This window comes from Kribbella sp. NPDC026596, assembly GCF_040638415.1.
In the GTDB taxonomy this organism is placed as follows: Bacteria; Actinomycetota; Actinomycetes; order Propionibacteriales; family Kribbellaceae; genus Kribbella.
On sequence record NZ_JBEZYF010000055.1, the window covers coordinates 47,743 to 61,075 of the forward strand.

The window sequence follows — 13,333 nt, forward strand, 5'->3', positions numbered from 1 at the left end:
GCGGTATGGAGCTCACCTGGAAGTCCGTGGTCGCGCGGCGGATGAAGCGGCATTACCTGACCGAGCCCGCTGCGACGCCGGTTGACGGCGTACGGGCGATGTGTGGGGCGCATGCGCAGATCCTGGCGGCGGGGGAGCTGTCGGTGGCACTTCGGGTCGCGGATGCGACGCGGGAGACCGTCCAGCAAGCAGCTGGCTTGGTGAAGACATTCGGACCGCGCGGAACGGTGCACCTGCTGCCACTCGACGACCTACCACTGTGGACCGGTGCGCTGTCCGCGTTGCCGCCCGGTGCACAGGTGCCTGAGGTGATGCGGATGACTCCCGGCCAGACTGCGGAGGTGATCTCCGCGGTCGGTGAAGCGCTGGCCCACGACGACCTGACCGTCGACGAACTCACGGACGAGGTCGTACGGCGTACCGGCGCGTGGGCCGGCGATCTTGTCATGCCCGCGTTCCAGGGGTACTGGCCGCGGTGGCGTCAGGCGATCTCGGATGCCGCCAACGCCGGTGTCCTCTGCTACGGACCGAACCGCGGCCGGAGTACGACGTACTCGAACCCGCACCGCTTCAAGCCGTTCGAGCCGCTGCCCAGTGAGAGAGCGCTCACCGAACTCCTGCACCGCTACCTCTACGCCTACGGCCCGGCCACACCGCAGCAGTTCGCCCGCTGGCTCAAGACCACGCCGACCTTCGTCAGGCCGTACTTCGACAACCTGCCGCAGGTCGAGCTGGCCGGCCAGACCGCGTGGCTCGCACCCGGCGACGACGACTTCCCCGAGGAGAAGGCGGAGGGTGTGCGGCTCGTTCCGTACTTCGATGCGTACGGCGTCGGCAGCTTCCCGAGGGAACTCCTCTTCCCCGGCAAGGCCTTCACCAGGGCCACCGCGCGCGGTCAGGCCGGCAACTACCCGCTGCTCCTGGTCGACGGCATCGTCGCCGGTGTCTGGCACCAGAAGAAGTCCGGCCGCACACTGCACGTGACCGTCGAGGCGATCACGCCGCTGAACCGCCGCCGGCGCCGCCTGCTGGACGCCGAGGTGGATCGTTTGGCGGCGATCCTGGCCTGCACCCCGTCGCTCACCGTGGGCGACGTCACGGTCGGTCCGCACGCCTGAATCCGGGACGGTGTCCCAGAATATGGTCGCGAATCTCGCATTCCGGATGATTTCGGAGCGTTACCGGGACTCCGGGGGAAACTGCTGGCATACTTCCCAAGATGCATCGCCAACCGCCGGTGCATGGGGGGATCGCGCGGCCGTGACACGCCGCGCGGCACAAGTGGATTCGAGGGAGAACTGTGGCGAGGCGCCTTTTCACGTCCGAGTCCGTGACCGAGGGTCACCCGGACAAGATCGCTGACCAGATCAGCGACTCCATCCTCGATGCGTTGCTGGCCGAGGACCCGAAGAGCCGCGTGGCGGTCGAGACCCTGATCACCACGGGTCTGGTCGTGGTCGCGGGCGAGGTCACCACGACGGCGTACGTCGACATCCCGGGGATCGTGCGGTCGCGCATCCTCGAGATCGGCTATGACTCGTCGCTGAAGGGTTTCGACGGCGCGTCCTGTGGGGTGCAGGTCGCCATCGGGAGCCAGTCGCCGGATATCGCGCAGGGTGTCGACACGGCGTACGAGACGCGGTCGGACGCGTCGAAGGACGAGCTGGACCTGCAGGGGGCGGGCGACCAGGGACTGATGTTCGGCTACGCGTCGAACGAGACGCCCGAGCTGATGCCGCTGCCGATCACGATCGCGCACCGGCTGTCCGAGCGGCTGTCCGAGGTCCGCAAGAACGGCACGCTGGCCTACCTGCGGCCGGACGGCAAGACCCAGGTCACCATCGAGTACGACGGTGACAAGGCGGTCCGCGTCGACACCGTGGTGGTGTCCAGCCAGCACGCGTCCGACATCAGCCTGGACTCGATGCTGACGCCGGACATCAAGAAGCACGTGGTCGACCCGGTGCTCGAGCAGTTCGACATCGACTCGACCGGCTACAAGCTGCTGGTGAACCCGACCGGCCGGTTCGAGGTCGGCGGCCCGATGGGCGACGCCGGGCTGACCGGGCGGAAGATCATCATCGACACCTACGGCGGCATGGCGCGGCACGGTGGTGGCGCGTTCTCCGGCAAGGACCCGTCCAAGGTGGACCGGTCGGCGGCGTACGCGATGCGCTGGGTGGCGAAGAACATCGTCGCCGCCGGGCTGGCCGACCGGGTCGAGTGCCAGGTCGCGTACGCGATCGGCAAGGCCGCGCCGGTGGGCTTCTACGTCGACACCTTCGGGACCGAGAAGGTGCCGGTGGACAAGATTGCCGACGCGGTGCGCGAGGTGTTCGACCTGCGTCCGGCGGCCATCATCCGCGACCTGGACCTGCTCCGGCCGATCTACGCCCAGACCGCGCGCAACGGCCACTTCGGCCGCACCGGCGAGGACTTCACCTGGGAGCGGACCGACCGCGTCGAGGCGCTGAAGGCCGCGATCAACGGGTAACGACGAAAGCTCCGACGACCCGGCTGTGGCAGTTGTCCACAGCCGGGTCGCCGCGTCCCACGCACTGTCGTCGCGGCGGACTAGAGTTTCCCGGTGACATCGAACGGGGACTCGCCGGAGCAGCTGACCCTGCTGCGCGACACCGTTCGCAAGTCGCGGACCAAGGAGCCCGCCGGCATCACGGCGACGCTGCCGGTCGCCCGGATCGCGGTCGACGTCTCGTTGCCGCACCTCGACCGGCCCTTCGACTACCTCGTACCTGACGACCTGGCCGACGCCGCCCAGCCCGGTGCGCGGGTGAAGGTCCGCTTTGCCGGCAAGGACCTGGACGGCTTCGTCCTGGATCGCCTCGAATCCTCCGACCACGACGGCAAGCTGGCCCGGATCCGCAAGGTCGTCTCGCCCGAGCAGGTGCTCACGCCGGAGATCGCCGACCTGTGCCGCGCGGTCGCCGACCGGTACGCCGGAGTCCTCGCGGACGTCACCCGGCTGGCGGTCCCGCCCCGGCACGCGAAGGTCGAGGGCGAGCCACTGCGCTGCACCCAGCCCGCGCCGCCTCCGCTGTCCACCTCGCGCTCCGAGTGGTCGGCGTACCCGGCTGGTTTCCTGGATGCGGTTGCGCGTTCGGAGTCGCCGCGTGCGATCTGGACCGCCGTACCGGGGGCTGATTGGGCGCTCGCGTTCGCGCAGGCGGCGGCGGTGTGTGCGGCGTCCGGTCGGGGTGCGTTGCTGCTGGTGCCGGACGCGCGTGACCTCGAGCGGTTGGCCGCGGCGTGTGCGGCCGTGCTGGGGGAGACCGGGTTCGTCGCGCTGTCGGCGGACCTTGGGCCAACGGCTCGGTACCGGGCGTTTCTTACGGCGCTGCGGGGATGTACGCGGGTGGTGATCGGGACCCGGGCGGCCGCGTTCGCGCCGGTGGCGAATCTCGGGCTGGTCGCGTTGTGGGACGACGGCGACGATTCGTACGCCGAGCCGCGGGCGCCGTACCCGCATGCCCGGGAAGTCTTGCTGCTCAGGGCTTTCCGGCAGAAGTGTGCGGTGTTGCTCGGCGGATTCGCGCGGTCCCCGGAGGCGGCCGCACTGGTCGAGTCCGGGTTCGCGAACGAGCTGATCGCGGACCGGTCGGTGATCAGGGCTGCGGCTCCGGCGCTGCACATCGCGGGCGAGTCGGACACGGACCTGGCGCGTGACCCGGCGGCTCGAGCGGCGCGGTTGCCGAAGCGGGCGTTCGAGATCGCGCGTGAGGGACTACGGTCGGGGCCGGTGCTGGTGCAGGTGCCGCGCGCCGGGTACCTGCCAAGCCTGGTGTGTCAGACCTGCCGGGCGCCGTCCCGGTGCTCGACGTGCGGTGGGACGTTGCGTCGTACTGGTGGATCGGGGCCGCCGAGCTGCAGTGTGTGCGGCCGGCCGGCGACGGATCACCGCTGCCCGGAGTGCGGTGACACCCGCATGCGTGCGGCGGTCGTCGGAGCTCGTCGTACGGCGGAGGAGCTGGGGCGGGCGTTTCCCGGCCTCGTCGTCCGTACGTCGGGGGGCGACAACATGCTCGACGTCATACCGGACAAGCCGGCGTTGATCGTCAGCACACCGGGCGCCGAGCCGGTCGCCGAAGGTGGCTACAGTGCGGCGCTGCTGCTCGACACGTGGTTGATGCTCGCCCGCCCGGACCTGCGCGCACCCGAGGAGGCGGTCCGTCGCTGGTTCAATGCGGCCGCGCTAGTCCGCCCGTCGGGCACGGTCATCCTCGTCGGCGATCCGTCCGCCCTGCCGTTGCAAGCGGTTGTCCGGTGGAGTCCCGAGGGCTATGCGACCCGCGAGATCGAGGAACGTCGTGCCGCGCGCCTGGCCCCGGCCGCCAAGCTGGCCGAGCTGACCGGGCCCTCGGAGTCCGTCGCCGACCTCATCGCCCGCCTCCGCGACCTCCTGCCCGCGCAGACCGGCCTGGAGGTTCTGGGGCCGGTAGACGTCGACGACGAAACCGTCCGAGCCGTCGTGCGAACTCCGCGCTCGCATGGCACAGCCCTGGTCCGCGCGCTGAAGGAAGCCCAGTCCACCCGGAGCGCCAAGAAGAATCCGGGATCGGTCCGGGTCCAGGTCGATCCGCCGAGCTTCGGCTAGGCAGTCGTGGCCAGGGGAGTCGACGCGGTCAGCAACTGCGTGCCTAGGGTCGTGCGGTAGTAGAGCACCGCACGACCGTCGCGGCGGGAGTCGACCACGCCCGCGTTGCGCAGGATGCTCAGGTGCACACTCAACGTCGGCGCCGACACCCCGAGTTGGTGCGCCAGATGCGTCGTCGACATCGGCAGATCCAGGTGACTGACGATCGCTGCGCGCGTCCGGCCGACGAGATCCGCGAGCGGTGAGTCGGTCGTGTCCTGCCGGTCCTCCCACAGCCGGCCGAGGCCGCGCGGCGGGTAGGTGATCGTCGGCACGTGCGGCGCCGCGGTCACCGCCAACCCCGCCGGCCAGGTGAACACGCACGGCACGAGCAGCACACCTTGCCCGGCCATCGGCTCGCCGTCGCAGCAGAACGGTCGATCGACCACGATCTGATCGCCGGTGAACCGCACCGACGGATGCAGGTTCCGGAACAACCGCTCGATGCCGCCACTGGCCAGCTCATCCAGCCGGAAGGCCAGATCCTCCTGCAGCAGCGAGCGCATCCGTCGCCAGTCCGGCTCGATCGCGCGCCGCCAGTACGTCTCCAGCGCCGAGGTGATCACGTCGAGTGCCTTGCCCGGGTGCGCGATCAGATCCGGCAGCAGCGGATGGGGAGTGTCGTGGTGCAACTTGCCGAGCTCGTCCACCACGAGGTGGTGCGGGGTGGCGGCGATCGCGGCCAGGCCGGACTCCAGGCTGGTCGATCGCCTCGGCGGCGCCGGCGTGATGAAGTCCGGGATATAGCCGACCGGCGGGATCAATGCCCTGAGCAACATCAGGTCCGGGCCCTCGATGATCGGCCGGACCTTTTGCAGCCACGGCCCGTGCACGCTCCGCGCCGTGTTGTTGCTCAGCGCCCGCACACTGGTGACGGCCTCCCAGACCGGCGACAGGGCGAACCGGATCCGGCCCACGTCCTCAGCGTTCAGCCTGATCGTGATCACGGCCCCACTCTAGCTGATTAGTTCTCTGCCTAATCGTCGACAGCGATCGGGCGGAGCCTGAGAGTTGTGCTCATGACGACTGCCGCTGCTGTCGGGGCGCCCACGCCGACCACTCTGCCCCGAGCCTTCTGGGCGCTCTGGGTGTGCCAACTGGTCAACCGGCTCGGCAGTTTCGTGCAGCCGTTCCTGGTCCTCTACCTCACCCACGACCGTCACCTCTCGGCCGGTACGGCGGGTGCCGTGGCGGCCGCGGTCGGCGCCGGAACCGTGGTCGCGCAGCTCGTCGGCGGCTGGCTGGCCGACCGCGTCGGGCGCCGGCTGACCATGCTGATCTGCTTCTTCGGCACCGCTGCCGCGCTGATCCTGCTCGGCTCGGCCCGGGCGATGGTGATGATCTGGGTGGCGGCGTTCCTGGTCGGTCTGCTCGGTGACCTCTTCCGCCCGGCCGTGCAGGCGACCGTGGCCGACCTGCTCGAGCCGGGCGAGCGGGTCCGCGCGTACGGGCTGCTGTTCTGGGCGATCAACCTCGGCTTCTCCGTGTCCACCGTCAGTGCTGGCGTCCTGGCGTCGGTTGGATATGGGCTGCTCTTCTGGCTGAACGCCGGTACGTCGGCGATCGCGGGCCTCGTGATCTGGGCGATGGTGCCCGAAAGTCGTCCGGCGCTGGAAGAGGGTGTGGCCAGGCGCCCAGTGCTGCCGGTGGCGCTGCGCGACACGGTGTTCCTGCTGATGATCCTGATCCAGATCGGCTACGCGACCATCTACTTCCAGGGGTACTCGACGCTGCCGCTCGCGATGGCGGACGACGGCCTGCCGTCACAGACGTACGGTCTGGTGATCGCGCTCAACGGCGTGGTGATCGTGCTGGTCCAGCCGTTCCTCGGCACATGGCTGGTGAAGTTCGACCGGCCGAAGCTGCTCGCCGCGTCGATGCTCGTGGTCGGGCTCGGGTTCGGGGTCGGCGCCGTGGTCCACAGTTGGTGGGGCTACGGGCTGTCGGTGGTGGTGTGGACGATCGGCGAGATCGGGTTCGCCGCAGTGATCGGCGCGGTGTTCGCCGACCTCGCTCCCGTCGACCTGCGCGGCCGCTACATGGGCCTATCCGGGATGGCCTTCGGCGTCGGCACAGTGGTCGGACCCCTGGCCGGGACGAACTCGCTCGAGCACTTCGGCCCGACCGCTACCTGGATCGGCTGCGCACTGCTCGGCGTGGTGATCTTCATCGGGCAGTACTCGCTGGCGCCGGCACTGCATGCCCGTGCCGCTGCGAACGCGGCGACCGCATGAGGTGAGCGGTCCCGACGGTCACCACGATGATCGCGGCCGCGATCCAGAACGCCCGCTCGAGCGTCACCGGGTGATGCAGGAACACACTGCCGAACCCGGCGACACCGAGCGTCGCGCCGAACTGCTGCACCGCGTTGAGCAAGCCGGCCGCTGACCCGGTCTCGTGTGGCTGCACGCGGTGGAGTGCCTCGGTGAAGAACGCGGTCGTGAACAGCCCGACTCCGACACCGGCGATCGCGAGTCCCGGGAGCAGCCAGGAGGCGGCGGCGACGATGCCGACCAGGAGTACGCCGAGGCCGGCGTACCTGAGCCTGGATCCGAAGCGGCCGACGAGCCACTGACCGGCGACCAGCGAGGCGATCCCCGAGGCGGCTGACCACGGCAGGAGCGCGAGGCTGGAGCGCATGACGCCGTGGTGGAGAGTTAGTTGCTGATGCAGTACGACGACCAGCGTCAAGCCACTCATCACCGCGAAGAACAGCGTCGACGTGAGCAGCGCCGGAGCGAACCCACGGTGCGCGAACAGGCTCATCTCGATCAGCCGTCCCCGGCTCCGGCGTTGCTGCAGCAGACACAACCCGAGTACGGCGATGCCCGCCGGCAGCAACCACCAGTCGCGTGACTGCAGGATCGGATAGACGACAAGCGCCGTACTGGCGGTCAGCAGGATGGTGCCGATGACGTCGACCTTCGGGCGCTGCGGCGAGCGTGACTCGGGGAGCAGGTGGGCCAGCGCGAGTACGCCGAGGCCGAGGGGGACGTTGACGAGGAAGACCGCTCGCCACGAGCTGACGTCGGTGATGAAGCCGCCGAGCAGCGGACCGGAGATCGCCGCGAGGCCCATCACCGGCCCGATCGTCCCGAGTGCCTTGGACAGTTCAGGCCCGGTGAAACTCGACCTGATCAGACCGATCGTCTGGGGGATGACCAACGCTGCGGTGATGCCCTGGATCGCCCGAGCTCCGATCAGTACGCCGGCTTGGGGCGCGAGAGCGCATGCGGTCGATGTGAGGACGAACCCGGTGACGCCGATCCGGAACACCCGGCGCCGGCCGAGCAGGTCGCCGAGCCGGCCACCGGTGATCAGCAGCGCCGCGAAAGGCAGGGTGTACGCCGCGCTGAACCAGGGGATGTCCGCGGTCCGGCCGCCGAGGTCGGCGTGGATCACCGGGGCTGCGACCTGGACGATCGTGGCGTCGAGGAGGTTCATCGCCTCCGCTACCAGGAGGGCGATCAGGCCCACCCATCGTGTGTTCGTCATGCGCTGAACGATCCCGGTGCGTGTTGGGTGCTTCCATCTGGTGCTGCGGAATTGGTGGAATCTTCCATGTGTGGCTGTAGTGGGCGATGATCTTGCCATGCTGGACGAGATCGATCGGGGCCTGATCCACGCGCTGCAGCTCGACGGGCGGGCGCCGTACAGCCGGATCGGGGAAGTGCTCGGTGTGTCCACGCAGACGGTCGCGCGGCGCTACAACCGGCTGCGCGCGGAGGCCGGGCTGCGGGTGGCCGGTCTGCCGGATCCGCAGGCGGCCGGGCGGTCGCAGTGGCTGGTTCGCCTGACCGCGACGCCGCAGGCCGCCCAAGATCTCGCGGTGGCGCTTGCCCGTCGGCCCGACACCAGTTGGATCAAGCTGGCTTCGGGCGGGACCGAGATCATGGCGATCGTCCACACCACGCCGAGCGACGGGAACACCCTGCTACTGCACGACATCCCGCGCACTTCCGGGATCACGTCGGTGTCGGCGCACTACCTGCTGCATCTGTACGTCGGTGGTCCCACGGCCTGGCGCGGTCGAGCCAAGAGCCTGACCCCGGCCCAGGAGGCCGGCCTCCGCACGCGGAGGATCGAGGGTGTCGCGGGCCGGGGGCTCTCAGCTGGAGATGGGAAGCTGCTCACCGCGCTCGGTGAGGACGGGCGGGCGACTCTCGCGGACCTCGCCGTACGCACCGGCTGGTCGTCCGCGACCGTGGCCCGGCGACTCGAGGAACTGCAGAGCACGGGAGCGCTCTTCTTCGACGTCGACGTCGACCCCGGAGCTCTCGGCGTCACCGCTAGCGCCATGCTTTGGCTGTCCGTCCCACCAGCACACGCCGACGCGGTCGGCCGCGCCCTGGCCGAGCACGACGAGCTCGCCTTCGTCGCTGCAACCACGGGCCGCACGAACCTCGTCGCGCACGCGCTCTGCCCGAGCCCCGACGCTCTGCACGCCTACCTCACCCACCAGCTCGGCGCGGTCGAACCCATCACCGCGCTCGAAACCGTCCCCATCCTCCGCACCCTGAAATCCGCCGCGCCCTTCACCCCGGGTCTCGTAGGGTTGCGGGCATGAGCGAGCGGATGATCGACGTGGTCGTGTTCGATATCGGTGGGGTGTTGCTGGACTGGAGTCCGGACTACCTGTACGCCGACCTGATCCCCGATGAGCAGGAGCGGACGCACTTCCTGACCAACGTGACCACGCCGGCCTGGAACCACAAGCAGGACGAGGGTCGCCCGTGGGCCGAGGCGGTCGCGGAGCTCACCAGCCTGCATCCGGAGCACTCCGAGTGGATCGAGGCGTACGACAGCGGCTGGCTGAAGATGGTCAAGGGTGTGTTCGAGGACACGGCGGCCGTGCTGACGGAGCTGGGTGCGCTCGGCATCCCGACGTACGCGTTGACGAACTTCTCGGCGGAGAAGTGGGAGGTGGCCAAGGAAGCGTTCGCGATCCTCAGCCACTTCGACGGTGAGGTCGTGTCGGGCGTCGAGCAGACGGTCAAGCCGGACGAGAAGATCTACCGCATCCTGATCGACCGCTTCGGTCTCGACCCCGCTCGGACCTTCTACACCGACGACATGCAGTACAACGTCGACGGCGCCCGTACGGTCGGACTCGACGCCGAGCTCTTCACCGGTGCCGCGAACCTCCGCGACCAGCTCCGCAGCCGGGGGCTCGACGTCTAAAGTGGAACGGTGATCAGGGAAGGCGACCGGGACGCGGCCGTCCAGCGTGTGCAGCAGGCGTATTCGGAGGGGCAGCTCTCCGACGATGAGATGGATCGGCGCCTCGATCAGGTGCTGACCGCCAGGACGCACCACGAGCTCGATTCGGCGCTGGTGGAAGGACTCGCACTACACGACCCGGCGAGGCGCGGGCTCCGGGGGGCCGCAGATCCGCATCTCCGGAACCATGGGGTTCGGACGCCTACGCATCCGCCACTCCTGGCGCTGAGGTCAGCCGACGGTCGCGGAGATGGTTTCGGTGTACGTCGGGGTGGTCGAGAGGTACGCGGCTTCGACGTACACGGTGTTGTTCTGGCAGGTCATCGGGGTGAGGGCGGTGCCGGGCTTGCCGGCGTAGATGCGTTGCGGCTTGGCCAGGCCGGGACGCCAGCGGTCGATCTGGTAGCTGTCGTCACCGTTGCTCACGGCCCTGATCTCCCAGAGGGTCCAGTTGCCGCAGGCAATGATGGTGTCGGTGACGACCACGCCGAGTGCGCGGACGGGGGAGTCGGCGGACTCACGGACGTAGGCCTTGCTCTGGTACTGGTCGGGGTCGGACGCGCCGACCTCCGACCACACGGTCGCTCCACGCAAGGACGCGCCGCTCCACTGGATGCAGTTGGTTGCCGCGGGCACTGGTCGGGCGGGACCTCCGGACAACGAGGCGGTCTGGAGACGCTTGCAGCGGTGGGCGGTCTCGGGGGCAGTGATCTCGCTGAAGGTGACGGTGTCGGCGGACACTACTGGGTCGGCGAGGTAGCCGGGGGCGGCGGTGCAGGTGATAGTGCGCGAGCTGAGGGTCGCGAGGTCGGCGACGATCAGGCAGGAGCGGTTCTTGGCGTCGGTCGAGCTGTAGGCGAACGTGCCGTCGTACGCGCCGATCTCGGGTTCGGAGACCGGCGGTAGTGATCCGAGGGTGCCGGTGCGGCCGGTGGTGAGGTCGTAGCGGAAGAGCTTGATCTGCGGGTCGGGTCCGTCCGAGCGAATGTCCTCGATCAGGGCCCAGTGGTCGTCGATGACGACGGGCGACTGGGCGACGAAGCCGGCGGCCGGGGTGTGCCGGACCACGATCTTCTTGCTGGTCCGGTCCTGCACTGTGGTGGTGCCGGCCTCGTCGCTGCCGCGGGTGACGACGTACTTGCGTTGCTGGGTGACGAGGTGCTGCCCGTCCACCGGTTGCCGCAGGACCTTCGCCCAGACCGGGATCGCCGTACCGGAGTCGGTCGGCGGTCCCGGGGTCTCGGGCTTGCCTGTCGGGGTCGCGGTCGGCGTCCCACTCGGCGTTGCTGTCGGGCCGGCGTCATTGGGTGAGGATGAGCAGCCGGCCAGGAGCAGGACGAAGAGGGTGCCTACGGCAACGGTGGTACGGCGCATCAAAGCCCGATGTTCTTGAACGAGTTCGCCAGGGTAGCGTTGAACAACGCGCTCGCCGGGATGTTCTTCGGGCCGTCAGTCACGTTGCCGCGGCTGTTGAACCGGCGCTCGTTGAACACCTCGTAGATCGCGATCGTGCCCTTGGCCTTGTCGTAGCCGCGGCCGACTTGGTAATGGCCGCTGTGGTTGAAGGCCAGGTAGGGGAAGTACCGCTTGAGCAGCTGCACGTGCTCGATGACCGGGGCCTTGTAGACGCCGAGGTGCTTCTGGTGCACGGTGAAGAACGTCTGGGAGTTCCAGCTCGCCACGTTCTGCACGACGTAGGTGCCGGCGGACTTGGGCCAGGCCGTCTTCAGGTTGGTCTGCTTGACCATCGCGGAGATCGCCGTACCGGACGTGGTCGAGCCGAGGTCCTTCGCCCAGGACGCCTGGGTGTCCTTCTGGTTGTCGTCGGCCCAGTCGATCGACTGGAACGTCGCCGGGCCACACCAGTACCCCTTCTCCTGCGAGGTCTGGAACCCCTTCATGATGTACGCCGAAGCCGGCACCTTCACGGGTGCCGCTGGCGGAACCGGCGTCGGCGTGCCCTGCGTGGGAGCCGTCCGGGTGGGGGTAGTCGGCGGTGTAGGAGGCGTCAGCGTAGGAGTCGTTGGGGGAGTAGGTGTTGGAGTTGGCGTGGTGGGATCGCCTGCGTCGGCCGCAGCCAGGAGGCGAAGCGACCGTGCCTTGTCCCGGCCGTCCCAGGCTGCCTGCAGCTCGTCGAGCTCGGCGTTGACGCGGGCGCTCTTCGGCATCGATGCCCGCTCCGCGACGAACGCGGCCGGGGTCAGATCGCCGGTCGGGATGTCCTGCTCGACTCCGAGATCACCGTCCGTACGAACGCTCGGCGGGCTGAGCATCGCCCGCACCTGGGCACCTGTCGGCACCTGGTCGACGAAGCCGAGTCCGAGACAGTAGTTCTCCTCGTCGAGCTTGAAGCACCGCATCATCGAGGACGCCTGCGCGGACGTGTCCGCCGACCGCAGCTCCAGGTCGCCGGGCGACGTTTCGGTCACCTGCTTGACCACGTCGCTCCACGACCGCGCCGCCGGCTGCTCGGGCATCGGCTGACTCGGCGTCGCGGTGGCGGTGGGAGTCGGAGTCTCGGTGGGGGTTGCCGTTGGAGTAGGGGTCGCGGTGACAGGTGCGGGCTCCGCGATGGACGACGGGCTGGAAGGCTCCGGATCGCGCGGCTGGTACGCGGCGGCGGTCAGGGGCGCCTGGGCCAGAAGTGCACCCAGGATGATCAGAGTTGCCCCCCGTGCTGCTGTGGGCATTGGTTCTCCCGTTGGGCGTGAGACGGTAGTGACTGTAGGTACGCCTGAGACCACAGTACGTGCTCGTGGCAACAATGTGGAGAGGCCCCTGCCGTCTGAATCCCCGCGCGGAGCCAACTAGACTTGGCCGGTCCTGGTTCGCGGAGTGCTGTGGAGAGTCTGTGTCGGTCCAACCCATCCGCCTGTTCGGCGACCCCGTCCTGATCACGAAGGCCGAGCCGGTCGTCGACTTCGACGCCGAGCTGCGCCGCCTGGTCGCGGACCTCACCGACACCATGCAGGACGCGCCCGGATCCGGCCTGGCCGCGCCGCAGATCGGGGTCGGCCTGCGCGTGTTCACGTACCACGTCGAGGGTGAGCTCGGGCACCTGATCAACCCGCAGCTGACGCTGTCCGCCGAGGAGCAGTTCGGCCCGGAGGGCTGCCTGTCGATCCCCGGTCTGACGTTCGACTGCCGCCGCGCGCTCTCGGTGATTGCGAAGGGCTTCAACATGTACGGCGACCCGGTCGTGATCGAGGGCTCCGAGCTCCTGGCCCGGGCCATCCAGCACGAGACCGATCACCTGGACGGCATCCTGTTCGTCGACCGGCTCGACACCGCGACCCGCAAGCAGGCGATGAAGGCGATCCGCGAGGCCGAGTGGTCCGGCCTGTCCCGCCCACCGCAGATCAAGGTCTCCCCCCACCCGACGAACGGATTCGGCCTGTGAGAGTCGTCTTTGCCGGTACGCCGGAGCCCGCGGTCACCGCTCTCGAGGCGATCGTTGCCAAC

The 13,333-nt window shown here is 69.1% G+C and carries 11 protein-coding genes and 1 pseudogene; 8 read left to right on the forward strand and 4 right to left on the reverse strand.

Going from position 1 to position 13,333, the window contains the following annotated elements:
* Positions 1–5: 5 nt before the first annotated feature.
* From AB0E63_RS33995 to AB0E63_RS34005, 3 genes are all read left to right on the forward strand, one after another.
* Positions 6–1,118 (forward strand): winged helix DNA-binding domain-containing protein, encoded by a 1,113-nt coding sequence (locus tag AB0E63_RS33995; RefSeq protein ID WP_360375296.1) that lies wholly within the window; start codon positions 6–8, stop codon positions 1,116–1,118.
* A gap of 182 nt (positions 1,119–1,300) precedes the next feature.
* A complete protein-coding gene (metK, locus tag AB0E63_RS34000) occupies positions 1,301–2,494 on the forward strand; it encodes a methionine adenosyltransferase (protein WP_360375298.1) in 1,194 nt (397 codons plus the stop codon).
* A gap of 93 nt (positions 2,495–2,587) precedes the next feature.
* Entirely contained in the window at positions 2,588–4,612 is a 2,025-nt protein-coding gene (locus tag AB0E63_RS34005) for a primosomal protein N' (protein ID WP_360375300.1), read from the forward strand.
* Here AB0E63_RS34005 and AB0E63_RS34010 read toward each other — a convergent pair.
* Positions 4,609–5,598, reverse strand: a complete 990-nt coding sequence (locus tag AB0E63_RS34010; protein WP_360375302.1) for a helix-turn-helix domain-containing protein — start codon at positions 5,596–5,598, stop codon at positions 4,609–4,611. The two genes, AB0E63_RS34005 and AB0E63_RS34010, sit on opposite strands and share 4 nt — an antisense overlap.
* Positions 5,599–5,670: 72 nt before the next feature.
* Between AB0E63_RS34010 and AB0E63_RS34015 the strand changes: the two genes are divergently transcribed.
* Positions 5,671–6,885: an MFS transporter gene (locus tag AB0E63_RS34015; protein WP_360375304.1), complete on the forward strand. Its 1,215-nt coding sequence runs from the start codon at positions 5,671–5,673 to the stop codon at positions 6,883–6,885.
* On the opposite strand, the gene AB0E63_RS34020 is transcribed toward AB0E63_RS34015, so the two are convergent.
* Positions 6,818–8,146 (reverse strand): MFS transporter, encoded by a 1,329-nt coding sequence (locus AB0E63_RS34020; protein WP_360375306.1) that lies wholly within the window; start codon positions 8,144–8,146, stop codon positions 6,818–6,820. The two genes, AB0E63_RS34015 and AB0E63_RS34020, sit on opposite strands and share 68 nt — an antisense overlap.
* Positions 8,147–8,243: 97 nt before the next feature.
* Between AB0E63_RS34020 and AB0E63_RS34025 the strand changes: the two genes are divergently transcribed.
* The 3 genes and pseudogenes from AB0E63_RS34025 to AB0E63_RS34035 all read left to right on the forward strand — a co-directional run.
* Positions 8,244–9,218 (forward strand): AsnC family transcriptional regulator, encoded by a 975-nt coding sequence (locus AB0E63_RS34025; protein ID WP_360375308.1) that lies wholly within the window; start codon positions 8,244–8,246, stop codon positions 9,216–9,218.
* On the forward strand, positions 9,215–9,832 hold the full coding sequence (locus AB0E63_RS34030; RefSeq protein WP_360375310.1) for an HAD family phosphatase: 618 nt from the start codon (positions 9,215–9,217) through the stop codon (positions 9,830–9,832). Before AB0E63_RS34025 ends, AB0E63_RS34030 begins: the two co-directional genes overlap by 4 nt.
* A 9-nt stretch (positions 9,833–9,841) precedes the next feature.
* Positions 9,842–9,970: pseudogene (locus AB0E63_RS34035) on the forward strand (DUF1707 domain-containing protein); the annotation flags it as partial.
* Between the two features lie 132 nt (positions 9,971–10,102).
* On the opposite strand, the gene AB0E63_RS34040 reads toward AB0E63_RS34035, so the two are convergent.
* Both AB0E63_RS34040 and AB0E63_RS34045 read right to left on the reverse strand, forming a co-directional pair.
* A complete protein-coding gene (locus AB0E63_RS34040; protein ID WP_360375312.1) occupies positions 10,103–11,245 on the reverse strand; it encodes a hypothetical protein in 1,143 nt (380 codons plus the stop codon).
* Positions 11,245–12,561, reverse strand: a complete 1,317-nt coding sequence (locus AB0E63_RS34045) for a C39 family peptidase (protein ID WP_360375314.1) — start codon at positions 12,559–12,561, stop codon at positions 11,245–11,247. Before AB0E63_RS34045 ends, AB0E63_RS34040 begins: the two co-directional genes overlap by 1 nt.
* Before the next feature lie 161 nt (positions 12,562–12,722).
* Between AB0E63_RS34045 and def the strand changes: the two genes are divergently transcribed.
* Positions 12,723–13,271, forward strand: a complete 549-nt coding sequence (gene def / locus AB0E63_RS34050; protein ID WP_360375316.1) for a peptide deformylase — start codon at positions 12,723–12,725, stop codon at positions 13,269–13,271.
* Positions 13,272–13,333: the final 62 nt, after the last annotated feature.

Coding starts and splice junctions, on each gene's coding strand:
- AB0E63_RS33995 (WP_360375296.1), top strand. CDS start 6: ATGGAGCTCACCTGGAAGTCCGTGGTCGCGCGGCGGATGAAGCGGCAT.
- AB0E63_RS34015 (WP_360375304.1), top strand. CDS start 5,671: ATGACGACTGCCGCTGCTGTCGGGGCGCCCACGCCGACCACTCTGCCC.
- AB0E63_RS34020 (WP_360375306.1), bottom strand. CDS start 8,146: ATGACGAACACACGATGGGTGGGCCTGATCGCCCTCCTGGTAGCGGAG.
- AB0E63_RS34025 (WP_360375308.1), top strand. CDS start 8,244: ATGCTGGACGAGATCGATCGGGGCCTGATCCACGCGCTGCAGCTCGAC.
- AB0E63_RS34030 (WP_360375310.1), top strand. CDS start 9,215: ATGAGCGAGCGGATGATCGACGTGGTCGTGTTCGATATCGGTGGGGTG.
- AB0E63_RS34040 (WP_360375312.1), bottom strand. CDS start 11,245: ATGCGCCGTACCACCGTTGCCGTAGGCACCCTCTTCGTCCTGCTCCTG.
- AB0E63_RS34045 (WP_360375314.1), bottom strand. CDS start 12,561: ATGCCCACAGCAGCACGGGGGGCAACTCTGATCATCCTGGGTGCACTT.